16 protein-coding genes are annotated in these 24,154 nt (G+C 70.8%); 2 read left to right on the forward strand and 14 right to left on the reverse strand.

Features of this window, described 5'->3' with window-relative positions:
- Nucleotides 1–14: 14 nt before the first annotated feature.
- The gene (locus AX769_RS14555) at nt 15–737 is read right to left on the reverse strand and encodes a hypothetical protein (protein ID WP_066280714.1); all 723 of its coding nucleotides are present in this window, start codon (nt 735–737) and stop codon (nt 15–17) included.
- The gene (locus AX769_RS14560) at nt 730–2,583 is read right to left on the reverse strand and encodes a hypothetical protein (RefSeq protein ID WP_066280716.1); all 1,854 of its coding nucleotides are present in this window, start codon (nt 2,581–2,583) and stop codon (nt 730–732) included. The genes AX769_RS14555 and AX769_RS14560 overlap by 8 nt, the downstream gene beginning before the upstream one ends.
- 52 nt (nt 2,584–2,635) lie before the next feature.
- Here AX769_RS14560 and AX769_RS14565 point away from each other — a divergent pair, with 52 nt between their 5' ends.
- Nucleotides 2,636–3,274: a hypothetical protein gene (locus AX769_RS14565; RefSeq protein ID WP_066280721.1), complete on the forward strand. Its 639-nt coding sequence runs from the start codon at nt 2,636–2,638 to the stop codon at nt 3,272–3,274.
- Here AX769_RS14565 and AX769_RS14570 read toward each other — a convergent pair.
- The 6 genes from AX769_RS14570 to AX769_RS14595 all read right to left on the reverse strand — a co-directional run bounded on the left by AX769_RS14570 (nt 3,241) and on the right by AX769_RS14595 (nt 9,482).
- Complete coding sequence (locus AX769_RS14570) at nt 3,241–4,815, reverse strand: MoxR family ATPase (protein ID WP_066283748.1); 1,575 nt, start codon at nt 4,813–4,815, stop codon at nt 3,241–3,243. The genes AX769_RS14565 and AX769_RS14570 overlap by 34 nt on opposite strands.
- 10 nt (nt 4,816–4,825) lie before the next feature.
- The gene (locus AX769_RS14575; RefSeq protein WP_082763835.1) at nt 4,826–5,950 is read right to left on the reverse strand and encodes an AAA family ATPase; all 1,125 of its coding nucleotides are present in this window, start codon (nt 5,948–5,950) and stop codon (nt 4,826–4,828) included.
- Nucleotides 5,943–6,608, reverse strand: a complete 666-nt coding sequence (gene pnuC / locus AX769_RS14580; protein ID WP_082763836.1) for a nicotinamide riboside transporter PnuC — start codon at nt 6,606–6,608, stop codon at nt 5,943–5,945. The genes AX769_RS14575 and pnuC overlap by 8 nt, the downstream gene beginning before the upstream one ends.
- A gap of 131 nt (nt 6,609–6,739) precedes the next feature.
- On the reverse strand, nt 6,740–7,816 hold the full coding sequence (locus AX769_RS14585) for a 1-deoxy-D-xylulose-5-phosphate reductoisomerase (protein ID WP_066280723.1): 1,077 nt from the start codon (nt 7,814–7,816) through the stop codon (nt 6,740–6,742).
- A gap of 140 nt (nt 7,817–7,956) precedes the next feature.
- Nucleotides 7,957–8,940 (reverse strand): FKBP-type peptidyl-prolyl cis-trans isomerase, encoded by a 984-nt coding sequence (locus AX769_RS14590; RefSeq protein ID WP_066280726.1) that lies wholly within the window; start codon nt 8,938–8,940, stop codon nt 7,957–7,959.
- A 50-nt stretch (nt 8,941–8,990) separates the two neighbouring features.
- Nucleotides 8,991–9,482 (reverse strand): OsmC family protein, encoded by a 492-nt coding sequence (locus tag AX769_RS14595; protein WP_066280728.1) that lies wholly within the window; start codon nt 9,480–9,482, stop codon nt 8,991–8,993.
- 43 nt (nt 9,483–9,525) lie between these two features.
- Here AX769_RS14595 and AX769_RS14600 point away from each other — a divergent pair, with 43 nt between their 5' ends.
- Nucleotides 9,526–10,605 carry an asparaginase gene (locus AX769_RS14600; protein ID WP_082763837.1) on the forward strand — a complete coding sequence of 360 codons (1,080 nt, stop codon included), beginning with the start codon at nt 9,526–9,528 and terminating at the stop codon, nt 10,603–10,605.
- A gap of 126 nt (nt 10,606–10,731) precedes the next feature.
- Here the strand turns inward: AX769_RS14600 and AX769_RS14605 are convergent, their stop codons facing one another.
- The 6 genes from AX769_RS14605 to AX769_RS14630 form a co-directional block, all read right to left on the reverse strand.
- A complete protein-coding gene (locus AX769_RS14605; RefSeq protein ID WP_066280730.1) occupies nt 10,732–11,319 on the reverse strand; it encodes a hypothetical protein in 588 nt (195 codons plus the stop codon).
- A gap of 109 nt (nt 11,320–11,428) precedes the next feature.
- Nucleotides 11,429–13,441 carry a zinc-ribbon domain-containing protein gene (locus AX769_RS14610; protein ID WP_157887643.1) on the reverse strand — a complete coding sequence of 671 codons (2,013 nt, stop codon included), beginning with the start codon at nt 13,439–13,441 and terminating at the stop codon, nt 11,429–11,431.
- A gap of 16 nt (nt 13,442–13,457) precedes the next feature.
- Entirely contained in the window at nt 13,458–15,770 is a 2,313-nt protein-coding gene (locus AX769_RS14615) for a transglutaminase domain-containing protein (protein ID WP_157887644.1), read from the reverse strand.
- 89 nt (nt 15,771–15,859) lie between these two features.
- On the reverse strand, nt 15,860–17,251 hold the full coding sequence (locus tag AX769_RS14620) for a DUF58 domain-containing protein (protein ID WP_066280739.1): 1,392 nt from the start codon (nt 17,249–17,251) through the stop codon (nt 15,860–15,862).
- Nucleotides 17,252–17,276: 25 nt separating this feature from the next.
- The gene (locus AX769_RS14625) at nt 17,277–18,248 is read right to left on the reverse strand and encodes a MoxR family ATPase (protein WP_066280741.1); all 972 of its coding nucleotides are present in this window, start codon (nt 18,246–18,248) and stop codon (nt 17,277–17,279) included.
- Between the two features lie 70 nt (nt 18,249–18,318).
- Nucleotides 18,319–24,147 carry an Ig-like domain-containing protein gene (locus tag AX769_RS14630; RefSeq protein WP_157887645.1) on the reverse strand — a complete coding sequence of 1,943 codons (5,829 nt, stop codon included), beginning with the start codon at nt 24,145–24,147 and terminating at the stop codon, nt 18,319–18,321.
- Between the last annotated feature and the right edge of the window lie 7 nt (nt 24,148–24,154).

A 24,154-nucleotide genomic window follows, 5' to 3' on the forward strand; every position in this document is an offset into this window, starting at 1 on the left:
GGCTCATTCGGGGCTCATTCGGACGAGTACCGGGCGGCAGCCTCACGCGCCCGCGCCTCGGTGAGCTGGCGGGTGACGTCGAGACGGTGCTGCTGCTGGGCGAGCGCGGCGGCCATCGCCTGGTTCCGCTGCAGCGAGTCGCGCATCGCGAAGAGGCTGCGCGCCGTGTCGATGTCTTCGCCGCCGGGCAGGAAACCCGACCAGAGCAGCAGCGTACGGGCGGCCTCGTCGCGGCGCTCGGCATCGCTCACCCACTCGCTCGGATCGACGGCACTGGAGAGCCGCCACGCCAAGGCTGCGATCACACGCGGCGCCCAGAACTGCGTGATCGGCGGGGTGGTCGGGCCGAATTCGTCGTCGCTGGCATAGACCCACAGGGTGATCGCCGCGGCGCTCCGGGCGGCGTCGGACGAGCCGGTCGAGATAGCGGTCAGCACGTCGACGACGTCGCTCGGCAGACCGTGCGCGGGCGGCCCCGCGGTCTCGCCGAGGAAGATCTGATCGAGCACGTCACCGCCGAGCGCGACGAGATCGACGCCCTCCTCGACGAACGACTTGGGCACCGACGAGATGCGCGACGCGATCTCGTCGGCCGTGGGCCCCGGCCTGGCGGTCGCCCAGGCCTGCGTCTCGTCGTCGCCGCGGGCGAGCCAGCGGTCGAGCGCGCTCGGCTCGCCGGCCGGCCCCGAGTCGGGCCCGGCCTGCTGTCGACGGAAGCGCGAGAAGAAGTCAGCCACGGGCCTCTCCCGGTGTGTAGGCCGCAAGACGGTCGGCGAGAGCTGCGCAGGCCGCCGGGGCCTCGGACATGCTGTCGATGTACAGCGTGTCGTAGCCGGCGGCTCGCGCGGCCTGCTCGATCGAGTGGCCGTAGTCCTGCACGATGAGCGTGGCCGTGTCCAGGCGCCCACGCACCGTGGCCGCGACGGTCTCCGCCCCAGGCTGCCCGGCGCCGAAGAGCGATGACAGACCGTCGTCCGACAGGATCACGACGTGGCGGCGCACCTCGCTCGACCGCCGTGCCGCCCGGTACCGCGAGGCGTACAGGTCGAGCGGGAAGGTCGTGCCGCCGCCGAAGAACGTCGTCAGGGCGCCCAGGGCCTCCGTGCGGTCGCGCGTGAAACCTGTCGTGCCGCTCACCTGCCCGGGGCCCGAGAACGACGACACCCGCGCGCGTCCTCCGCCCTGGAAGGTGGACAGCAAGAGGACCGTGCCGGCGAGGACGGCCGGCGAGCCGCTGATCGGCGACGGCATCGACCCGGACGAGTCGATGTAGAGGTCGAGCTGCACGCTCTCGAGAGTCGGCGGGGGCGTGTCGGGCAGCTCGGTGCGGCGCCGGGTCGTCACGCCCGGCACGATGATGGCGCCCTGGGAGAGGGTCGCCGGCCAGTCGATGTCGGCGAAGTCGTCGCCGATGCTCCACTCGTCGAGGGGCCCGGGCACGGACTGGTCGCTCTGCGTCGCCTCCTGAACCCGCTGCTCGAGCGGTTTCACCCACGGTTTCGCCTCCGACTGGTACCAGGCCGACAGCACGGCGCTCTGGTCGCTCGACGCGTAGAGCTCGAGCGTCGCCGCAGCGCCGTAGCCCTGCGCGTCGGTGTCGGACGTCGGCGAGCCGTCGTCGGAGGGTTCGGGAAGGCCGTCGGCTGCAGGATGCGTCGGCTTTTCACGCATGCGGGCGTCGGCGAGGACGGCCACGAGCTCGCCCGGCGTCGCGGGGCGCGCATCGAGCTGACCGCCGCAGACGGCGACGGTCACACCCCCTCCCCCGGCGCGCTCGAGCTCGACGAAGTACGGCGCGGCGATCATCCCGAACCGGAGGGCGCCGCTCACCGGGTCGGCCCCGAAGGTTCGCACCGTGTCGGCCAGAAGGCTCGCATCGAACGCGGGGTCGGTCAGCGACAGCTTCTCGAAGGCGGTTCGGGCATCGTCGGTCATCGGGGGCAGCGCGGAGGGGCTTCCGGGTGGCGCGGGCGCGGGCGCAGGCGGCGGGGCGACCGTGCAGAGCGTGCCCGGCGGCTTCGACCAGACGATCTCGTACGCGCGCATCACGCACCACCACAGGCGGTCGCGAGTGCTCTCGCGCGACAGGATCCGCCACATTTCGATCATCTCGGGCTCGTGCGGCAGCGATTCCGCGCGCTGGTCGCGGAGGCGCTGCAGCTCGGCGACCCGCACGTTGATCAGCATGTCCGACCACACGTTGGCGCACCAGCTCGCACGCCCGGGCACTGCGGTCGGGCTCACCCCGGTGGCGGTCAGGGCTCGGGCCATCTGGTGGCGGATCTTGAGGTCGTCCTGCCGAGTGCTCGGCGACAGCACGTGGTGGCCGATCTCGTGGGCGAAGATCGACTCGAGACAACCGCCGACGTCGCGGGCCGACGGGTCGTCGAGGTCGAACCAGACCTGCGGCGGGAAGGAGAACCAGGCGAATGTGCCCTGGTGGGCACGAGGATGCGCGAGGGCGTCGTGAAGGGAGACGCCCCAGAGAGCCTGGCCGGCGACCCAGGCTTCGCGCTGATCGGCCGTGAGCGGCAGTGGCTTCTGAGAGAGTCCGCGGCGGCCCGTCGACAGCACGGGGCTCACGCGGCGGCCCCCGCACGACGAACGCGAGGTATGACGTGGGTGCGGTCTCGAGGTGCGCAGAAGCGGAGCCTCCGGCAACGACCGAGGGCCCCGGATCCTGCGGGTCGACCCTCGCAAGCCGCGTGCCGAACACATCGGTCGAGATCGACCAGCGCTCGTCACCGGTGCGCACGACGAAGTGCCCCGGCCCGACGGTCTGCGCCTCGACCGGCGGCTTCGACCATGGCCCGCCCAGGCCGCGGAAGCCGCCGACGCGCGCGACGACGGAGCCGGGCTCGGCGCCGGGCCAGGCGAGGGGGTCGCTCTGCTGCGCGGCGGCGAAGCGGGCGACCGCGTCGGGGTGGAGGCCGAGCGCAGCCGCCGCAGTCGCTGCGTCGACCTCACTGTGGGGCGCCAGGAGGCGACGGAGGGCATCGGCTCTCAGCTCGACGACTCCCGCGCGCCAGGCGGCCAGCGCCGACAGGGTGAGGAAGCCTCGGTCGCCCGCGATCGCGGCTGCGGCCGACAGAAAGTGTGCGTAGAGGCGGGGTTCGCCGCCCCAGTTCGCGACGTTGTCGGCGGACTGCTCGACATCGAAGCCGTCGACCTGCGGCAGCCTGACGTGGCGCAGGTCGTCGACATCGAGGTCGGTGTTGACCGCGTGGCCCGCTCGACGACTCACGCCGGGCCGCCATCCAGCCACAGCAGGTAGTTCGTGTACCGCTGGTGGAGGTACTTCAGGGCGAGCAGATCGTCGTAGTGCCGCCCGTAGAGCTTGCCCTGCCCGGCCACCTGGGCGATCTGCGACTCGATGGCGGTGATGCGCCGCGACGCGTCGACGGCGCGGAGACCGTCGAGGCCTCGGGCGAGCTCGGCGAGCAGGGTGCCGACCGCATCGGCGCGGTCCAGGTTCAGCGACGCGAACTGGCGCCTCGACTGCGCGAAGAGGTCGGCCAGCCAACTCACCTGGTCGGTGGCCAGCTCGGCGTCGTCGACCTGCTCGAACCGCGGGTGCGCCCGGTTGGGCAGCAGCTTCCCGCGAAGGGCGAACGGCAGGATCGCGGCCACGTCGTCGATCGACACCTCGGGCTGGCCCCGGAAGTAGGCCATGGCCTTCGCGAACGTGATGAGCGTCTGGAGGGCGCGCACCGACAGGCTGTTGATCGTCTGCGCACCGAGATCGACCTGCAGGTCGGCGCCCGAGTTGCTGTCGATGACCTGGGCGACCTCGCCGCCACCGGTCGCGACGGTGTCCTTGGTGCGGTATTCGAACCGCCGCCCGCCGTGCTGCACGAACTCGAAGTGCGACGCGAAGAACTCCACCTGGCGGCGCACCGCCGCCGGGACGGGAACGGCCCGGACGGCCGCTTCGAGCGCGCGCTGCTCGGGCGGGTTCAGAATCAGCTCGGCCGGCACGTGGTCTTCGGGCTTCTCCCCCGCCTCGATGCGCGTGACGAGCTCGTCGAAGAATCGGCTGTTGAAGCCCATGGCCGCGACAGTGACGTCCATCCGGTCGCGGAGGGCTTGGATGACGGGGAAGGTGCCGCCGCCCGCGTCGTCGTTGGCGGTGAAGAACCAGCTCTCGACACCCGACTCGGGGCTCGTCGAGAGCATCTGGTCGTGGCTCTCGACGTAGCCCTCGGCGACCATGGTGAGAAGCGCGGACTGCGTCTTGGTCGGGATCCTGTTGTATTCGTCGACGATCTTGACGGGTCGCGTCAGCCAGCCGCGCCACGCGATGGAGATCTCGGCGAGGCTTCCGGCCTGCACGAGATCGCGCGGCAGCGGCAAGCCGACGAGGTCGCTCACGGTCAGCTGCGGCTGGCCCTGCTGCACGCTGCGGCGCACGTCGGCGGGCGATGAGCCGGTGAGCACGCCCATCAGAATCGCCAGGGTCGTCTTGCCGCGCCCCGGCCCGCCGACGAGCAGGCACTTGCCGCCGACGGCCATCGTGAGGAGGGGCAGGAGGACGTTGGACGAGTACGACTGGTCGGTCGGCAGGTGGAGCTCGGCGCCCGCGTCGCCGAGTTCGAAGTGGACGGGCTCGCCCTTCGAGAACTCGACGTCGTAGTAGGGCGAGATGACGGCCTGGTTGACGAGCCAGAAGTACGCGCGGCGCAGCTTCTCGTCGAGAGCGGCCTCGGGTGCGGGTGCGGGCGGCGCGAACAGGTCTTCGGCGCGGAGACCCTCGGGCGGCGGATACTGCCCGGCCCTCGTCGGTGACTGCGACAGTCGGCTCCAGCGATCCCCCATGTTCGCCACTCTAGCGATCTCGCCGGCCCTGATGGAGGGCCTCTGCAGGAGTCGAATGGCGGGCAGGCCCGTCTGCGGGCTCGGGCGCATCGGCCACGCCGTCGCTGAGCGGGCTCGCAAACGTCAACGCTCGGCGCACTGCCTCATCGATGGCCCGACTGGCCTTGGCGACTCGCTCGACGACCGAGCCGCGGACTTCGAGCCATGGTGTCGTCCGGGTGCCGAGTTCGTCTCGGAAGCGCTGCTGCATGGCGTGCCGGATGTGCTCGCCGTCGCGCAGGCCGTCCTGCACGAACGGGATGTCGTCTCCGGTCAGCACGTACAGAGCGGGCCGGTGGGCGTCGGCGGCCGAGAGCAGACGCGGCGCGGGCGTGCCGACGTAGCGCTCGTGCCAGAGCGCCGTGGCGAGGACGTCCGTGTCGCAGATGATCAGAGGCTTCGGCACGCGCCGCAGCGCGTCGTCTTCCAGAGCGATCTGACGGTCGACGATGAGGTCGAACTCGTCGCTCCGCCATTCGGTCTCGAGGCCGCCCTCGCGGGTGATCGTGTGCTCGCGCCCGTACTCGGGCACCCACAGGGTGTCGTACCGCTCGGCGAGCGCCTCCGCCAGCGTCGTCGTGCCCGTCGACTCCGCCCCGAGCACCACGATGCGCGGCGTGAGGTCGCGGCGGACGGCCGACGAGAGCGCCCACCAGCTGCCGGCGAGATCGGCACGGACGGCGGTGCCCGACATGGGCGTCTCGACGCGGTCGGGATCGACTCGCACCCAGGCCGCGCCGAGACGGGCCGCCAGTTCGCCGCCGTAGGCGTCACTCGAGAACACCGCGTCGATCGGGCCTGGCAGGAGGCTCTCGATCGCGCGCATGTGCTCCTCCCAGATCGCCGCCGACGCATAGTCGATCGGGGCGTCGTCGAGTCCTGCGACGACCGTGGCCGTCGGATGGTCTTCGCGCAGCCAGGCCACGCGGGTCTCGAGCGCGATCGACTCGACGCTCGCGCCCAGCACCTCCACGACGAGTTCGTCGCAGGCGCGGAGGCCCGTGCGGATGAGAGCCGAGTGCCCGGCGTGCAGCGGATAGAACTTGCCGAGAACGAGGCCGCGCCTGAAGCGCTTGCCCGGCGCGGGCTCAGCCACGGGTGCGATCCGGGTCGCCGATGACGAGAGCCGCCTCGGCGGGCGGCACGTCGGCTCCTGCCGCCACGCCTGCTGCCATTCCTCCGCCGTGGCGACGAGCCACGACCCAGGCGCGGTAGCCGACCACGGCGATGCCGATGAAGAGCAGGTAGAGCAGGCCCGTGATCCACAGGCCCTTGACGAGGTAGAGGCCGACGTAGACGATGTCGACGGCCAGCCACACGAACCAGTTCTCGATCCAGCGGCGGTTGAGCATGTACTGGGCCGTCAGGCTGACCGCCGTGGTCGAGCCATCCGCGAGCTGCGTGGTCGAGTTCGTGAAGGTGCTCAGGATCCAGACGAGCGCGACCCCCATCGCCACGGTCACCACGACGAGCGGCAGGATCGCACGGCGCGGCGTCGACACGATCAGGGCCTTGTCGTCGCTGGCCCGGTTTTGCACCCAGCCCACCCAGCCGGCGACTCCGAGCACGAGATACACGACCTGGAGGCCGGCATCGGCGTAGAGCGCACTCTGCACGAAGAGCCAGAGGAACACGATGTTGTTCGCGAGGCCGATGGGGAAGTTCCAGATGTTGCGCCGGGCGGCCAGGAGCACGCACGCGGCGCCGGTGACGAACCCGAGCATCTCGGTCCAGTTCGCGGCGAGCCAAGACATGAGGCCAGCTTAGGGAACGCTTCGTCTAGGGCGGGGCGTCGGCTCGCCGGGTGCGTCGCTCCGGGGCTCCGGCGCTCAGCGGGTCAGGGGCTCAGCGGGTCAGGGGCTCAGCGGGTGACGGGCTCAGCGGCTCAGCGGCTCAGGACGCGATCGGCCTCGGTGCGGGCCCAGCGCTCGGCATCGAGCACGCCGGCGAGGTCGCTCGCCTCCGGGGTGTGCGCGTCGACGACGCTGCGGATCGTGTCGACGATGTCGAGGTAGCCGATGCGCCCCTCGTGGAAGGCGTGCACGGCCTGCTCGTTCGCGGCGTTGAACACGGCCGGGTACGTCGACGCTGCCCGACCGACCTGCTTGGCGAGCTCGACCGCGGGGAACGCCTCGTCGTCGAGGGGCTCGAAGGTCCAGGTCGACGCGGTCGACCAATCGAGGGGCGCGCCGACTCCCGGCACCCGGTCGGGCCAGGCCAGGCCGAGCGAGATCGGCAGACGCATGTCGGGCGGCGACGCCTGGGCGATCGTCGAGCCGTCGACGTACTCGACCATCGAGTGCACGATCGACTGCGGGTGCACGGCGACGTCGATGCGGTCGTAGCCGACGTCGAAGAGCAGGTGCGCCTCGATGATCTCGAGGCCCTTGTTGACGAGGGTCGAGGAGTTGGTGGTGACGACGAGACCCATGTCCCAGGTGGGGTGCGCGAGGGCCTCTCGCGGGGTGACGTCGCGCAGCGACTCGCGAGAACGGCCGCGGAAGGGGCCGCCCGACGCGGTCAGCACGAGGCGGCGCACCTCGTCGGCAGAGCCGGCGCGAAGGGCCTGGGCGATGGCGGAGTGCTCGGAGTCGACCGGCACGATCTGGCCGGGCCGAGCCGCCGCCTTCACGAGGTCGCCACCGACGATGAGGCTCTCTTTGTTGGCGAGGGCCAGAGTCGCGCCCGAGCGGAGCGCTGCGAGGGTGGGGCCGAGGCCCACCGAGCCGGTGATGCCGTTCAGCACCACGTCGGTCTCGATGTCCTGCACGAGCTGCACCGACTCGTCGGTGCCGAGGGCGGTGTGCTCGACGCCGAACTTCGCCGCCTGCTCGGCGAGCAGCTCGCGGTTGGACCCTGCGGAGAGGCCCACGAGCGTGAACAGGTGCGGGTTGGCTTCGATCACGTCGAGCGCCTGGACGCCGATCGAGCCGGTGGAGCCGAGGACGGTGATGCGGCGCATAGCCCCAGCCTACGGCCGCTTCGCGACTGCGGCTTCTGCGCGAGACGCCGAAGGCGGCTCCTTCAGGGATTTTCGTGCGATCGCACACGACGCGTCGTCCCGCCGGAGTCGGACCGGTCGTGACCCGTGTGCTCGCGCTTTCAGGACACAGCGAGGATGTCGATCACGAAGACGAGCGTGTCGGTGCCCTTGATGCCCGCGGTGTCGTTGCCGGCCGTGCCGTAGCCGTCGGCGGGCGGCAGGATCGCGAGCACCTGCGATCCGACTTTCTGCCCCGCGATGGCCTTCTTGAAGCCCGGCACCACCTGCGTGAGCGAGAACGTGGTGGGCCCGCTGCCCCAGCTCTGGTCGAACACCTTGTCGGTGCGCCAGAGGGTTCCCTGGTATTGCACAGTGACCGAATCCGTGGCGCCGACCGTCTTGCCGGTGCCCTGCTTGAGCGTCTCGAGCTGGAAGGTCGACGGCGGCTTCGTCGCCGGCAGCGTGACCTTCGGCTGGCCGCCCTTCGCGAGGGTGACGCGGGGGAAGCCGGCCTTCGGTGCCACGGGCGTGCCGGTGGCCTTCGTCGAGACGGGTGACAGCAGATCCATCACGATCACGATGTCGTCGCCGGCTGCGACTCCGAACGACTCGGAGCCGTTCGACCCGAACATGTCCGCCGAGTCGGCCACCGTCACGGTGCGCGAGCCGATCGGGGCGCACTGCATCGCGTCGACGAGACCCGGCAGGTAGAGCTTGTCGCTCACCGTGAACTGCGTGGCGGCCATGCCCTTGTAGCCCGCCGTCGACACCTTCTTGCCGGTCGTCGCGTCGTAGATCGAGAAGGCGACGTCCAGCAGGCTGCCGGTCGTCGCCTTCGCACCCGTCCCGTGGATGACGGTGGTGCGCTGCGTCTTCGAGACCGTCAAGCCCTTCTCGAACGAGACGGTGGGCTGCGTGCCGAGGGTGCCTGCGACCTTGACGGCCTTGGCTGCGGATCCTGATGCCGGAGCGGTACAGCTCGTGTCGGCCTTGGCCGTCGAAGACGTTGACGGGCTGGGCGTCGACGATGACGTGCAGCCGGCGAGAGCCAGCGCGGCGACAGGGATCACGGCGAGGGTGGCGAGAAGGCGAGAGCGGCGCATCGGGGCCTTTCAGGGTGCGGAGCGGAGGCCGCAGCAGTCTTGCGGACGAGTCAGGCCGGAAGCTGAGTGCTCGTCTGCGCTGCCACCACCGTCGGCTCGTGAGTCACGGGAAAGTTGACGCTCGAGGCGATGTAGCACTTCTCGGACGCCTCGTGATGCAGCTCGAGGGCCCGCGCCACCATCGACTCGTCGGTTACCGTCACGTGCGGGTGCAGGGTCACCTCGGTGAAGTGGCCGCCGCCGTCACGCGTCTGAACCATCGTGCCGGTCGCCTCGTCGTCGTAGCCCGTGACGACGACACCATTGATCGAGCACAGCCACAGGTAGCTCAGCAGGTGGCACTGCGAGAGGGCACCGACGAGCATGTCCTCCGGGTTCCAGCGGTCGACGTCGCCGCGGAAGGGCTTGTCGGCCGAACCCAGCACGTCGGGCTTGCCCGCCACGGTGAGCGTGTGGTCGCGCCCGTACGAGTTGTAGTCGGCAGTGCCGACGCCGCGGTCGCCCGTCCAGTGGGTGTGCAGCGTGTAGTGGTGGTCGAACATGGGCGCGCCTCTTTCTCGAACCACCATCGTTACACTCCCCCTCATGGACAGCCAGCACCACGACCGCCCGACCGCCCCTCCATCGTCTCTTTCGGGCCGCGATCCGCTGGGCAGTCACCCGCTGGGCCGCGATCTGCTGGGCGGTCACCCGCTGGGCGTCGAGGGCTCGGTCGAGCTCGCCGTGCTCGAGCGCTCCGGCATGATCGAGAGTCGCCACATCGGCGCGGCAGCTGTCGTGGCATCGGACGGCACCCTGCTGCGCGCCGTGGGCGATGTGACCGCGTCGGTCTACCCGAGATCCTCCCTCAAGCCCTTCCAGGCGCTGGCCGTGCTGCGCTCGGGCGTGGACCTCGAGGGGCCGCAAGCGGTGCTGGCCATGGCCAGCCATGCGGGCACACCGGCGCACCAGGCCATCGTCCTCGACATGCTGACGCGCGCCGACGCCACCGTCGACGACCTGCTGTGCCCGCCCGATTGGCCCTACGACCGGGCCACCGCCCGCGCGGCCGACGCGCCGACCCGGCTCTTCATGAACTGCAGCGGCAAGCACGCCGGGTTCCTCCTCGCGTGCCGGCACAACGGTTGGCCCGCCGGCAGCTACGACGACCTCGACCACCCCTTGCAGCGGGCCATCCGCGCCACCATCGCCGAGTACACCGGCGAAGAGGTCGACCACGCGGGTGTCGACGGCTGCGGAGCCCCCGTCTTCGCCGTCACCCTGCGCGGTCTCGCGACCGGCATCGCGCGCCTGACCCACTCCGCCACGACCGACCAGGATGCCGAGGCCGGTCACCTGGTCAGGGCCGTCCTAGCCGACGCGTGGGCGCTCGACGGCCCCGGCCGAGCCAATACGGTCACCATCGACGAGCTCGGGCTGCTCGCCAAGCTCGGCGCCGAAGGGGTGATGGTGATGGGCACCACGTCAGGAGTCGCCGTCGCGGTCAAGGTGCTCGACGGCAACCTGCGGGCGGGCACGCTGGCGGCGCTGCAGCTGCTCGTCGAGGCAGGAGCCGTGGACGCGTCCGCTGCCGCGCGGGTGCTCGATCGGACGCTCGAGCGGGTGCTCGGCGGCGGTGTCGTCGTCGGGGCGATTCGTGCCGGGGCGGGCCTCACTGCGGGCTGACTTTCGCCGGTGTGAATCGTGCCCCGGTGGCGGCGGGTGCGATCGCCCGGGAGGAGTCCGGTTGGGGTAGGATGCCGAGCTCTTCCTCCGCAGGCCGTGTCGATGGATCTCGCGAAGCCATGAGGCTCACCACTCGAGGTCGACGGGAACCCAGCGCCCGCGCGCCTCCGAGGGGGTGCGCGCGCAGGCGGTGCCGTCGGGGGCCAGCCACACCTCGGCGCCCAGGTAGCCTTCGTCGGCCCGCGAGGTCTCCCCCAGCTCGATGAGGCAGGAGCCGCCGTCGACCAAGGGCTCGTGCCATTTCGAAACCCGGTCGCGGCCCGGCGTCGCCGCGCGGTTCGGCTCGAGGCCCGGGCCCAGCAGCGCCGCCGCGTACGACTCCGCTACGAGCCTGGCGAGGACGGGCGGCCCGAGGACGCGCACACCGCGGTCGGCGCGGACGACGAGCGGTGCCCCATCGAGGCGGAGCAACTCCCCCGTCGAAGGCGAGGCCTCAGGCCCGGCACGCACGAGCACATCGACGGCACCGCGACCCAGCACCAGTACTGCCGGGCCGGAGGCCGTCGGCAGCCTGGCCTGCGGGGCCGCCACGGCGGCCTCCAGCGCCGCCCGAAAGCGGAGCACGCGGCGCTCGGCCACCTCGCGGAGAGCGGTCTGCAGAGTGGCGCGATCGTCACGAGAGCGGCGGCGACTCCGAGTCGCGAAAGTGGTCATGCCTCCAGTGAAGCCGACTCGGCGCGGCCACAGGGGCCCTTCGCCCACTCTGTGGAGAACCCTGTCCCTGTGGACAATCCCAGGCCGGTGGAAGGATCCGGCTGGGCTCTCAGCTGACGATGAAGAACTGCTCGCCGATCTCGACCCGCGCCCCACGGGGCACCCGCACGCGTTTGCCCGGCTCGGCCCGCTTCGCGGCCTCCGACGGCAGCCGCACGACGGTGCCGTTGCCCGACCAGCGGTCGGCGACCCAGAGCGAGCCGTCGTCCTGGCCGAACTCGAGGTGCGTCTTCGACACGGACTTGCCGGGGTCGACGATCCGCACGAGCAGGTCGATGCTCTCGCCGGGCTGAGGCGTCGGGGCGCGGCCGACGAGGCCCGACCCCTGCACCGTGAAGCTCTCGCCGGTGCTGAACTGCAGCACGTACGCGTCTCCGAGCGGTTTGCGGGCGACGATGCGCGTCTTCTCGACGTCGTCGGTCAGAGATCCCACGGCCCACGGTGCGGCCGAGCGGGGTGTCTCAGGGGCCGGAGGCAGCGGTGCCACGACGGGTTCGGCCGTCTGCGGCGGTGCGTCGAGCGGGGTCGCGTGCAGAGGGGCGAGCGCAGGATCGGCAGCACGCTCGGCTTCGGGCACCACCGGCACGTCGTCCACGCCGAGAGGCCGGGCGGCGACGCCCGCCTCCGGGTCGCGGATCGATTCGTCGGCGACGGCAGGCGAGGCGTCGTCGCTCGAAGGCATCGGCGGGACCGGGCCCGCCGAAGGCGTCGGTGGTGCGGACTCGGACCAGAGCTTCGGCGCCTCCTGCTGCGGGCGGCGGCCGAAGAGGCGACGCTTCTTGGGCGCTGGCTCGGGGTCCGGCACGAACGGGGGCGGGGACTGCTCGGCCGGGGCGACGGGCGTGGGGGCGAGCGGAGCCGGGCGCGGGGCGTGTGGGGGCTCGGCAGGCGAGGTGTCAGGCGAGGCATCCTGAGGCCTGTCGGCAAGCGAGCGGGTGGGGGCGTCATCCGGGGCCGGCTCGCGGGGCTCCGACGTCGTGGGGACTGTGACCGGGCCGGTGAGGATCGGCGTGATGGGGCCCGTGAACGACTGGGCGACCGACTGCACGACGGTGCCGCACTCGCCGCAGAAGATGTCGTCGGCGCTCAGGTCGGCGCCGCAGACGGTGCAGCGCAGCCGGCCGTCTTCGCGGGCGGCGGTCGGGGCGACCAGCGGGGCGATGACGTTCGTGTCGCCGGGCTCGGGCTCGGAATGCTGCTCGGGTGCGCGAAGACTCGACGCGGAGGCCGGGTCGGGCTCGGAATGCTGCTCGGGTGCTCGAAGACTCGACGCGGGCTGCGAGTCGGGCGTCGACTCGCGCTCGGCAGGCGCGGCGAGCTCGAGGGGCGCGCCCGGCTGGGACGCCTCGGAGGAGCCGCCGTCGGCCAGGCCGGCATCGGGCTCGGAGGCGGCAGGATGCGAGTCGGGCGCGTCGGCCTCAGCCCCTTCGGCCGGAGTCTCGGTGACGGGCGTCAGCGATGCCGTCCACAGCGGAGCCGACGTCGGCCGGCCGCCACCGGACGACACGCTGCCCGGAGGCCGGAGCGGTGCCGGCGGCCCGTCCCGGCCGGGGTCGACGGGCGGCTCTTCGATTGCCGGCTCGACGGGTGGCAGCGGATCGTCGTGCGGAGCGGAGATCGCGTCATCTTCATGGCGGACTGCCTGCGGCGGACTGTCAGCGCCCACGGGCTCGTCGCCGACGTCCGTCGACAACGCATCGTCGGCCTCGGGAAGGGCTGCCGCGGAAGGTGCACTGACGGGCGCGCCGTCGTCGTCCTCGTCGAGCGGAGAGGGTCTCGGCGCATCCGGGATCGCTTCGGCAGCCTTGCCGTCGCGGCCGTCACCACCGCCGCCCTCTCGCTCGGCCACCCACCACGGGGTGCCGGATGGGACCTGAGCCGCGGGCGGCTCCTGCAGGCTCCAGGCCGGGATCTCGGTCGCGGAGGTCGCGGCGGCAGCCTCGTTCTCGGCATCCTGCTCGGCGCGGAACGCCGCGACATCGGCACTTGTGATCGCGCGGCCGCACTGGCCGCAGAACATGGCTCCGTCGGGCAGCGGGCTCGAACAGGTGGGACAACGCATAGGCGGTGATGGCTCTCTAACGCTTGGAAGCTTTCGGGCCATGGTATCCGCGCAGCGACTTCGTCGAGACGCGCGCCCGGAATCGCTGCCACCGGGTGAGGCCCGCGTCGAGGTGAGCGCGCATCTCGCCGACGGCGTTCCAGACCCGGTCGGCGTCGGCCGGGTCGACGCTCTCGGGCGCGAAGACGGACCGATCGACGACACGCGCGAGCACGGCCGGGCGCGACCCGCCGACGGCCGCCGCGACCTCGGCTCGGGTCGCCGACGGCCCGGGCGAGATGCCGTGGTCGACGACGGCATCGTGGAATTCCTGCCACCCGCCCGTGATCCGTCGGCCGGCGTCGCGCGAACGGCGCCGACGCAGCCTTCGCCGGGCCTTGACCCCCACGATCGCGATGAACGGGGCCATGATGAGGCCGGCGACGAGCAGCACCCAGGCACCGATCCGCACGATGGCGAGCACCACGGCGATCCAGGCGGGCGGGAGGGCGGGGCTGTCCTGCTTGCTCTGCGGCTGGGTCTGGTTGTTCGGCGGGTCGGCCTCCTGCGGGGGCGGCTGCACTACCGATTGCGGCCGCGAGATCTGATTCGGATCGGTCTTTTTGACGTCGGGGATCTTTCGCGGCGTGGGGTTGGGGTCGAGCGTGACCCAGCCGAACTGGGCCGTGTCGACCTCGATGACGGCGGTGATGTCGGATCCGGTGAACTTCTGGGCTGCGCCCGTCGCTTCCGTTCCTGCCGAAAAGCCCAGGACCACGCGAGCCGGGAAGCCCAGCTGGTCGGCCATCAGGGCGGCCGCTGCGCTGTACTGCTCGGCGTCGCCGATCATCAGGGGGTCGGTGAAAAGCTGTGTGAGGCGATCGGCCCCGTGCCCGGATCGACTCACCGGCTCGTTCTCACCCACTCCGTGGCTGACGTAGCCGTTCTTCTTGAGACCGTTGATCGCTGCGAGCAGACGCGCGCCCTGGCCGCTGACACCGTTGACGTAATCGCCCAGCGTCGTCTTGAGCGCGACGGGCACGTTGGTCGGCGTGGGCACCGAGGCCGGGCCCGGCGTGAGCGAATCGAGCTCGGACGTCGACGGCTGGGCGGGCACGACGGCGTCGAGCGAGTACGAGACGCCCCCAGGGATGCCGCCCACGACGGCCGCCGTGCCGGTCGTGTCGTTGTAGAAGAACGCGTCGCGAAGGTTCGCCGAGTCGCGGCCGCTGAAGTCGATCGACTCGAGCTTGCCGACCGTCGGCAGCCAGACGCCCGAGTACGAGTCGACGGTGACGCCGATCGACGTCTGACGGCCGACGACCTTCGACTGGTCGAACGACGTCGGCACCCGCGTGAAGGTGCCCGAGTCGCCCGACGTGCGGCTGCCGCCGACCGAGAAGTCCACGCCGTCGTAGGTGTCGAGGGTGGCGATCCGCACGAAGTCGCCCGCCGAGAGGCCCGTCACCGACAGCTGGTCGGCGTCGACCGCGGGGGTCTGCTCGTAGGCGCGGAACCCGCTGAGGGGGCTGACGTAGGCACGCGGGTCGAAGGGCTTGGCGATGGCGTCGCGGGCGACCCACCGCGCATGGCTGGGGCTCAGCACTGTGGTCGCGCCGGCCGCCACGGCCCCCGCGACGACGAGAGTGACGACCGTGCCGCCGATGGCCCGGCGAGCCACGGCGCCGTTGCCGGATCGCACGGGAGGCGTCCCGCCCCGCGCCGTGATCTGTCGGCGCGTGGCTCGTGTCAGTCGGGCGATCGCCAGGCGCCGTCGCCTCAGCCGCCACCACACCACCCAGAGCACCGATACCACCAGCAGACCGAGCCCGGTCGCCAGCGGCAGCAGGGCTTCGGCCGAGCCCAGCACGATCCCGCCGAGGAAGACGACAATCGGCGGCACGAGAGCGAGCTCGGGGCGGCGAGACCGCAGCGCCGTCGTGACGCCGATCACGGTGCCCGGCAGCAGCAGCACGAACGCCGGCACCAGCAGGGCCTGATAGCCGCCCACCGGCAGCGTGATCGTGATGAGCTGCTTCCAGCCGAGCGCGACGCCTGAGGCGAGCTCGCGCAGCCCGTCGAGAGTGGGCAGCACGCCGAATTGCGTCTGGCTCGGCACTGCCACGGCCACGCCGAACACGCCGAAGGCCACGATCGTGACCAGCAGGATCCAGAAGCTCGAGAGACGCAAGAACGTGCCGACCAGGGCGATGGCCGACCCGACCACCAGGCTCACCGTCACGAGGACGACGAAGTCCGTGCTGCGATACACGGGCCACAGCGTGATGGCGGCGACCGCCATGATCACGGCGAAGCCGAGGCACTGGAGGAGAGCGAAGCCGAGGGACACGCGCACGCGAGTGGCACGGGGTCGGAGACCGGCGCCTCCTGATCCTGCGGCCTGTTGCGAGGCCCTCGGCCGATCTACCGCAGGCGCGCTCACACCGACACCACCTTGGCGAGGGACTGCTTGAGGTCGTCGAGGTACCCCACCGTCAACACGGTGAGGTCGGCGACGCGCCGCATGCCGGGCACGGTGTCGGGGTCGCACACGATCGCGACCGCCTCGACGCCGGGAGGGAACGCGGCGGCGGCGGCCCGCAGGTCGGTGATGCGAGTGGTCGACCCGACGACGAGGAAGGCGACCGAGACGCCCGTGACCTGCTCGCCCGTGACCCGGGCCACGTCGGTGATGGCGAGAGCGGACTCCGAGAACGTGACGAGCGAGAGCTCGTCGAGCAGACGCGTGCGCGTCAGCGTGCTGAGGCTCTTGACCGCGAGTGTCTTGCGCTTGGCGAATTCGGGCGTGCGCTCGCTCACGACGACCGACACCTCGCGGGCGTCGCGGATCGCGCGGATGCCGAGGGAGGCGGCGACGCTCACGGCGAGCTCGAACTCGTCTTCGGTGGCGAAGTCGGCGTTGGCGAGGCTCAGAGCGATGACGAGGTGGCTGCGCCGCGTCTCTTCGAACTGCCGCACCATGTAGGCGCCGGCCTTGGCCGTGGACTTCCAGTGGATGTGGCGGCGCTCGTCACCGGCCACGTACTCGCGGAGGGCGTGGAACGAGATGTCGCTCGGGGTGAGGTCGCGCGTCGCGTTGCCCTCGAGGTCGCGGATGAGCCCCGTGCTGGTCGAGGGGATGCCGATGGTGCGGGGGTGCACGAAGAGGTCGGTCACGCCCGTCCACTCCACCTCGCGGCGCACGAGCCCGATCGGATCGCCGCGCACCGTGCGGACGGGCCCCACGGGAATGACCCCGCGGCGTGAGGTCGGCACGGCGAACGACTCCTCGACGGAGTCGCCTCCGCGAAGGCCAGGCAGCGTGATCTCGGCGAGCCCTGTCCCGATCGGGATTTCGACCGTGACGCCGAGCACACGGCGCCGCGTCGGGTTCGTCACCGTGACCCGGCCGTCGGCGTCGTCGCCGACGGCGACGCGCTCGTGCGGCAGGTCGAGCGAGATCGTGAAGGCGTTGCGGCCCACCGCCGAGAGCGTCGCCAGCAGGAGGACGACGACCGACGCGAAGCCGATGGCGATGAGCTCGATCCAGCCGAGGGCGTAGCCCGCGATCAGAGCTGCCGGTGCGACGCCGAGCATGGCCCAGCCGACCGGCGTGACGACGTTCGAGGCCGCTCTACCCCATCGGGCGACAACCGCCGCGAACGACCGCCAGAGCCGCACCAGGAAGACGAGGAGGTCGGCGCTGAAGCCCGTGCGGTTGCCGACGATGCGCGTGCGGGCGTTGGTCAGCCCCTGCGTGCTCGAGAGCGTGTCGACGCGCCCCTCGCGGGCGCTTCGCCCTTCGGGGGATTCCGGGCGCGTCAGACTCATCCGGTCGCCGCCCGGCGCGGGAGGGTCACGCGCTCACCCGCTCGGCGGGCGGCGGCACCTCGATGAGCAGCTGGCCGATGATGCTCGACGGGGTGACGCCGTCGAACTCGGCCTCGGGGTCGAGCACCAGGCGGTGCGCGAGCACGGGTTCGGCGAGCAGTTTGATGTCGTCGGGGGTGACGTAGTGGCGCGAGTTCGATGCGGCGTACGTCTTGGCGACGCGGACCAGGGCGAGGGCTCCTCGCACGCTGACCCCGAGGCGCACCTCGGGCGCGTTGCGGGTCGCCTCCACGAGACGCGCGACGTAGTCGGCGACGACCGGGTCGACGTGCACTGTGCGAGCGAGACGCGCCATCTCGGTGATGACGGCCGCCTCGACGACCGGCGCCAGCGAACCCTCGTGGACGCGCGTGGCCGAGCCCTCGAGGATGCGGAGGGTCGCCGCATGGTCGGGATAGCCGATCGACGCCTTCATGACGAAGCGGTCGAGTTGAGCCTCGGGCAGGCGGTAGGTGCCGGCCTGCTCGATGGGGTTCTGCGTGGCGATCACCATGAACGGCGCTTCGACCGGGTGCGTGACGCCGTCGACGGTGACGCGCGACTCCTCCATCACCTCGAGCAGGGCTGCCTGCGTCTTGGGGCTCGCACGGTTGATCTCGTCGGCGAGGACGATGTTCGCGAAGACCGGGCCCGCGTGGAAGTCGAACTCGCCGGTCTTCTGGTCGTAGATGCTCACGCCGGTGATGTCGCCCGGCAGGAGGTCGGGTGTGAACTGGATCCGGCTGCTGCGCGCCTGAACCGTCTGCGCGATGGCCCGCGCGAGGCTCGTCTTGCCGGTGCCCGGGAAGTCTTCGAGCAGCAGGTGGCCCTCGCTGAGCAGCGCCGAGAACGACAGCTTGATCACGAACGACTTGCCGAGCAGCACCTTGTCGACGTTGGCCACGAGGCGCGCGAAGATGTCGGCAAACCAGGTGGCCTGTTCGGGCGTCATGCTCATGCTGTCGGGGTCCTTGTCTGTGGAGGGCGCTGTCGTCGGGCTGCGGTCGTCGGGCGGCTTTCGACCGCGGCTAGCCGCCGCAGTCGATGGCCGGAGGCGCGGGATCCTGGAAGCCCTGCACCGTCGCCTGCACCTTCACCTGCGTCGCGTTGTCAGGAACGGTACTAGTTGTGGTGAACGGAGTGCCGTCGGGATCGCCGCTGACCCAGTTGTCAGTGCCCGGGACGAGCGGCTCGTTGAACTGCACCGAGTAGCTGTCAGGGTTGATGCCCGAGCCGTTCTGCGGCGGGTTGGTGCTGAGGGTCTGCCCGGGGACGCAGACGTTCACGGTCGTTCTCGTGCTGATCGGTGTCGCCATCACGATCGTGGACTTCGGGCCGCAGATAGTCCCGGCACTGTCGCGGCACCCGCGGAACAAGAAGCTCTGCGAGTTGCCGTAGACAACAGCACCCGACGTGTTCAGGCTCGTCAGGAAGTCGCCGCGGTTGACGGTGTTCCAGGTGGAGCCGTTGTCAGTGGAGACCTGATAGAGCACTGCCGTGCCCGACGCCACGGAGAGGGCACTCGGGTCGCTGTCGACCTGCACGTCGAAGTAACCGGTGTTGTTGTTGTTCGCGACCGTGACCGTCGCAGACGCTTGACCCGGCGCGGCCAGACTCTGGATGCTGTTCGACTTCGAGGCCGAGCAGAACAGCCCGTTGTCGCTGTAGACGAAGTAGGTGTACGACTGTCCGTCCTGCGCCGACGAGTCGACGCCGCCCGGAGCCGAGATCGCGCCCGGCTTCGAGGTCGGCGAGCACGCGGGGGCCGGCTGATCGGCTCCGTTCGCGCGGGCGACCGTGTAGGCGACGCTGCCGCCACCGGCAGGATCGCTCGCGGTGTGGGTGATCCGGACGTTGCCGCTCGCGTTGTCGGCGAGAGTGGCCGTCACGTTCACCGTCGACGGCACACCGACGGCCGTGCCGGTGGCTACGGCGCTGCGGGCCCAATCGGCGGTGCTGGACACCTGCGCCGAGTTCGTCGCGTAGACCTGCACGCTGTACTGCGCGCCCGGCGTGAGACCGCCGATCGACGTCGACGTGGCCGATGCGGGGACGCTCTGCGTGCCGGGGGCGCCCTGCCCGGCGATCTCGACGACGTAGCCCATGACAGGGCTGCCCTTCGCAGGCGTCGGGACGGTGCTCCAGTTGACGTTGAGGGCCCCCGGGCTCGACGACGAGGGCGTCACGGTGACACCCGTCGGCGCCGACGGCACGTAGTCGGCGCTGTAGGACGGGCTCGACGGGCTCTGCGGCGAGGTGCCGATGCCATTCACGGCCGCGACCCTGAACGTGTAGGGCGTCGCCGGGTCGAGGTTGGTCAGGGTGCAGAGGGTCGAGGTGCCGCAGTCTTTCGTGTAGCTGCCGCTGGCGGACGAGCCGGTGAGGCGGTACGACGTGATCGCCGAGTTGTTGGCGAGGGGCGCAGCGTACGACAGCGTCAGCTGCCCGCCGACGAACGTGCCCGAGCGGATGGGCGCCGCGGGCGCCGCCGGGACGTCCTCGACCGAGATCGTGACATCGCCCCAGACATAGCGCGACGGGTCATTGGTGACGTCGGCGATCTCATACTGCAGGTGCGTGTCGAGCGGTTTCGCCGATGACGAGACGGCCACGCTGAGCCGGCTGTTGTCGGCGCTGGGTGTGATCGTCACCCCAGGGGGGACGGATGAGCCGTCGACGCCCCGGATCGCGAGGACGCGAAGCGGCTGCCCCGGGAAGGGGTTCGTCGCCTCGTCGTTCGCGAGCACGTTGATGACGGTCGTCGAGCCGCGCTTCGTCACCGCGGAGTCGGATGCGGCGATGGCGAGGGGCCGCGTCGAGCCGACGACGGTCAGGTCGATGCTGCCCGACTGGCCTGTCGAGGCGGAGTCGCGCACGGTGATTCCGAGGCTCGTCGACGAGCCCTTGGTCGCGTCGGAGTCGGCCTTGACGGTCAGGGACTGGCCCGAGATCGAGTACGAGAACCCGGGGATGCCCGACGAGGTCGCCTGGTAGCGCAACTCGCCGATGTCTTTCGGGTAGTTGTAGGTCGTCAGCTTGGTGAGGTCGAGTGTGCGCGTGTCGCCCGGCTCGAGGTCGAGCGTCGCCCCGTTGAAGACGGGTGGCTGGTTGGCGCGCGGGGTGACCTGGATCGGCAGCACCAGCGTCGCCGTATGCCCGGACGGGTCGCTCGTCGACGTTCCGTCGGTCACCTGGAACGAGATCGACGCCTGCCCGAAGAACGCGGGCGCCGACGTGTAGGTCAGCGTCGTCGAGTTCGTCACGAGATTCGAGCCGTCAGCGTGAGTCGCACGGACAGTGCTGCTGTCGGTGAGGCGGACGCCGTTGGGGTTCGTCGAGATGACGTACTTGTTGATGTCGATGGTCAAGGTCTTCTCGCTGACCACCGAGAGAGGCGCCGCGGCCTCGTTGATCTGCGGGAGGGCGTCGTCGAAGCCGGGCACCCGGATGAAGGCGTAGGCGCGGATCGACGGATCCTCCGGGTGGGACACGTAGAACGGGATGATCTGGCTGGTGTTCGTGACGGTGACGCGGATGCGGTGGTTCGAGGTGACCTGGGCGGTGTCGCCGTAGCCCGGCAGGAGGCCGAGCCCCAGGCTCGACACGTTGCCGTCGGCGAAGAAGACGTTCGCGAGCACGTTCACGTCGACGGTCTTGCGGTGCAGCACGTCGGCCAGCGTGAGCACGCTGTCCTGCGCCTCGGGGTAGTTCAGGGCGGCGCCCGGCTCGACCTTGACCGTGATGAAGTTCGACGAGCTGCCTCCGACGTCGTTGGCTACCGTGTAGACGAGGCCGTAGGTGCCCGGGGTCTTGGGCGGCGTGATCCTGACGATGCCGCCTGTCTGGATCTCGGCTGTCACGTCTTTGTTGTTGGGCTTCACACCGGTGAGGTGCAGAGCGCCGCCGTCGGGATCGGAGTCGTTGGCGAGGGCGCGCACCAGGATGCTGCCGCCCGGCCGCATCGTTACAGCGTCGGCGACCGCGATCGGGTTGCGCGCGCCCTCGGCTCGTGGCGAGATGCCGACGCGGATGGTTCCCGTCGCGCGGGCTCCCAGGCTGTCGATGACCGAGTAGGTGAACGAGTCGGTGCCGACCGAGTAGGTGCCGGCCTCGTAGTCGATGTAGTCGGCCCCGACACTCGTGACATTGCCCTTCTGCGGGTTCGAGTCGACGCCGAGCAGCTGCACCGAGTCGCCGTCCGGGTCGATGTTGTTGAGGGGCACCTGGATGCGGACGGTCTGGCCCGACACGACCCGCGCGGTCAGCGCCTGGGGCACCGGCGGGTTGTTCGTCGCGGCATCGGCCTCGCGCACGGAGATGCTCACCTGAGCCGTCGCCCGCTGGCCGTCGGTGCCCTCGATTGCATACTCGGCGGTGAAGTTTCCCGGCGTCTTCGGGGCGAGGTAGCGCAGCACGGTGCCCGAGACGAACAGCAGGCCGCCGCCGGACGAGACGTTCTTGACGAGTTTCGGCTGGAGGGTGATGGCCTCGCCGTCGGGCTGCTCGTCGTTGGCGAGCACGTCGATGTCGATCGCTTCGCCGACGCGCGCCGTCGCCTGGTCGTTGGTCGCGATCGGAGGCTGCAGCACGGCCGGGCGAGGGATCTGGATGACGGTGACCGAGCCCTGCGAGGAGGCGAGGCCGTTGGTCACGGTGTAGGTGAAGGAGACCGGCCCCTTGTCGAGCGGGGCGGTCAGCGTGATCCGCAGGTAGCGCTGCTCGAGCACCTGCACCTGCACACCCGACGAGACGGGCAGGGCGGTGGTCGAGGTGATCATGAGCACATTGCCCGCCGGGTCGAAGTCCGAGGCCGTGATGTCGACCTCCTGCGTGCTGAGGCTCTGCACGAACACCGACTTGGGCGTCGTGATCGGCGGTGTGTTCGGCTGGGGCGGGGCCTGGACGTCGACGCGCACCGTGCCGGTGGCGGTCTTGTTGCCATCGGTCACGGTGTACTCGAGGTTGTGCGTGCCCACCGCAAGGCTCACGAAGGTGAACGTTCCGGCCGCGTAGCTGGGCGTGATCGTCGCACCGGCCTTGGCAGGCACGCTGTTGAGCTTGATCGTGCCCGTGCCGCCCTGGGCGTACTGCAGCGGGCTCACCGTGGTGACCTCGCCCGAGTAAGCCTCGACCGAGAACGACTCGGCCGTCAGCGGCACCTGGCCCGCAGCTGACACCGTGATCGTGAGGGATCCGCGGCCGACGGCCTTCCCGTCGGAGACCGTCAGCAGGATCTCCTGGGTGGAGGGCCCCTTGCCCGCGTCCTGGTAGACCACTTCGCCGGTCGGCTTGAAGGTGACCGTGCCGCCGTCGGCGCCCGTTGCGCTCGTGAGATAGAACGGGTCGCCGTCGGGGTCGACCCAGTCGCCCAGTGTGTCGACGGTGACGCGACCGGACGAGGCCACGACCGCGTGGGTCGAGCGCACCTGCGCGGGCGCGCCGTTGACACCCGGCGGCTTCACGGTGACGACGACGTGGGCCGTCGAGCTGCCGCCTCGGCCGTCGGTGATCGTGTAGTCGAAGCCGATCGTGCCGGACGCTCCGGCGGTCAGCGTGATCAGGATCTGCTGTGCGCTCGAGATGATGTTCACATGCCCCTCGCCTGCGGGGACGCCCGTGACGCTGGTGATCACGAGCGGATCGCCGTTGGGGTCGTAGTCGTTGAGCAGCACGGGCAGCACCGTGGCCCGGCCGGGGCGCGCCCCCATGGCGTCGGCGACGGCGACCGGCGGTTTCTCCTGCACCTCGAGCTTCTGCTGCTCGCGGTCGTTCTGGGTCTGCTGCTGCTGTTGCGTCTTGTCGTCGGTGATCAGGTCGCTCCAGTTGTCGATCAGCTGACCGTGGCGCTGCACCGCCCAGCTGGAGCCGCCGGCGGTGTCGTTGAGCACCACCTTCGGGCCGTTGACCTGGAAGGCGAGAGACGCGGACGCCGGCATTGACGGCAGCTTCTGCAACTGGCCCGACGACGTGCAGTCGTTCCAGCCGGCACCGTCGGTCCACGCCGCGTAGGTACAGCCGCCGACGACGACGGGGCGGGCAGGATCACCGGCGCGCCCCGACACGCGCGACGTCACGGCGCCCGAGAAGGAGACGTCGAGAAGCCCCGACGTCGCCGCCACCCGGACGACCGAGCCGGTGTCGGACGACTGCTGGAGCGCCACGCGGCCGGTGACGCGCCCGGACAGGTCGACGCGGTGGCCGTCGACGACGAGGAGGTCGCGCGTGGTGTCGAGCACGGCCCAGTGCCGCCCGACCGACGCGACCTGAAAGGAGTCCGTCTTGCGCATCGAGACTCGCGTCGACGACGAGACGCCGAACGACGAGACCTGGTCGACCCGCGAGAGCTGGCCGCTGTCGGGCGAATAGGCGACGAGGGTTCCGGAGGGCGTGATGCCGGTCACGACGTTCGAGCCGAGGGTGAGCTCGGCCTGCGCAGTCGCGTCGAACGCCGTCAGCTGCGACACCGGGGTCGACCAGAACTCGCCCGTCTTGCCGGACACGATCACGGCGGTGTCGCCGGCGAGCAGGACGTCGGGCGCGTTCGGAGGCAGGGGAACGGTCTGACTCACGGATGCGCTGCTGGTGTCGACGGCGCCCACGGTCGCGTCGCTCTCGTCGAGGAGGAGGACATGATCGGCATCCTGCACCACCGAGAGATCGGTGCCGGTGCTGCGGACGGCTGAGTTCAGCTGAAGGACGGCGGGGTTCGCGCGACCGATCGCGGTCTGCGAGTCGTTGACGACCCAGACCGTGCCATCGGACAGGCTGACGCGCTGCGCCTGATAGCCCGAGCTCGTCAGACCGATCGTCGCCGCCACGGCTGCGATCACCACCGCGACCAGCCCCGTGGCTGCCATGGAGCGG

Origin of the sequence: Frondihabitans sp. PAMC 28766, from assembly GCF_001577365.1 — a bacterium.
Taxonomy (GTDB): Bacteria; Actinomycetota; Actinomycetes; order Actinomycetales; family Microbacteriaceae; genus Frondihabitans.

Coding starts and splice junctions, on each gene's coding strand:
- AX769_RS14570 (WP_066283748.1), bottom strand. CDS start 4,815: ATGGGGGATCGCTGGAGCCGACTGTCGCAGTCACCGACGAGGGCCGGG.
- pnuC (WP_082763836.1), bottom strand. CDS start 6,608: ATGTCTTGGCTCGCCGCGAACTGGACCGAGATGCTCGGGTTCGTCACC.
- AX769_RS14585 (WP_066280723.1), bottom strand. CDS start 7,816: ATGCGCCGCATCACCGTCCTCGGCTCCACCGGCTCGATCGGCGTCCAG.
- AX769_RS14590 (WP_066280726.1), bottom strand. CDS start 8,940: ATGCGCCGCTCTCGCCTTCTCGCCACCCTCGCCGTGATCCCTGTCGCC.
- AX769_RS14595 (WP_066280728.1), bottom strand. CDS start 9,482: ATGTTCGACCACCACTACACGCTGCACACCCACTGGACGGGCGACCGC.
- AX769_RS14600 (WP_082763837.1), top strand. CDS start 9,526: ATGGACAGCCAGCACCACGACCGCCCGACCGCCCCTCCATCGTCTCTT.
- AX769_RS14605 (WP_066280730.1), bottom strand. CDS start 11,319: ATGACCACTTTCGCGACTCGGAGTCGCCGCCGCTCTCGTGACGATCGC.
- AX769_RS14610 (WP_157887643.1), bottom strand. CDS start 13,441: ATGCGTTGTCCCACCTGTTCGAGCCCGCTGCCCGACGGAGCCATGTTC.
- AX769_RS14620 (WP_066280739.1), bottom strand. CDS start 17,251: ATGAGTCTGACGCGCCCGGAATCCCCCGAAGGGCGAAGCGCCCGCGAG.
- AX769_RS14625 (WP_066280741.1), bottom strand. CDS start 18,248: ATGAGCATGACGCCCGAACAGGCCACCTGGTTTGCCGACATCTTCGCG.
- AX769_RS14630 (WP_157887645.1), bottom strand. CDS start 24,147: ATGGCAGCCACGGGGCTGGTCGCGGTGGTGATCGCAGCCGTGGCGGCG.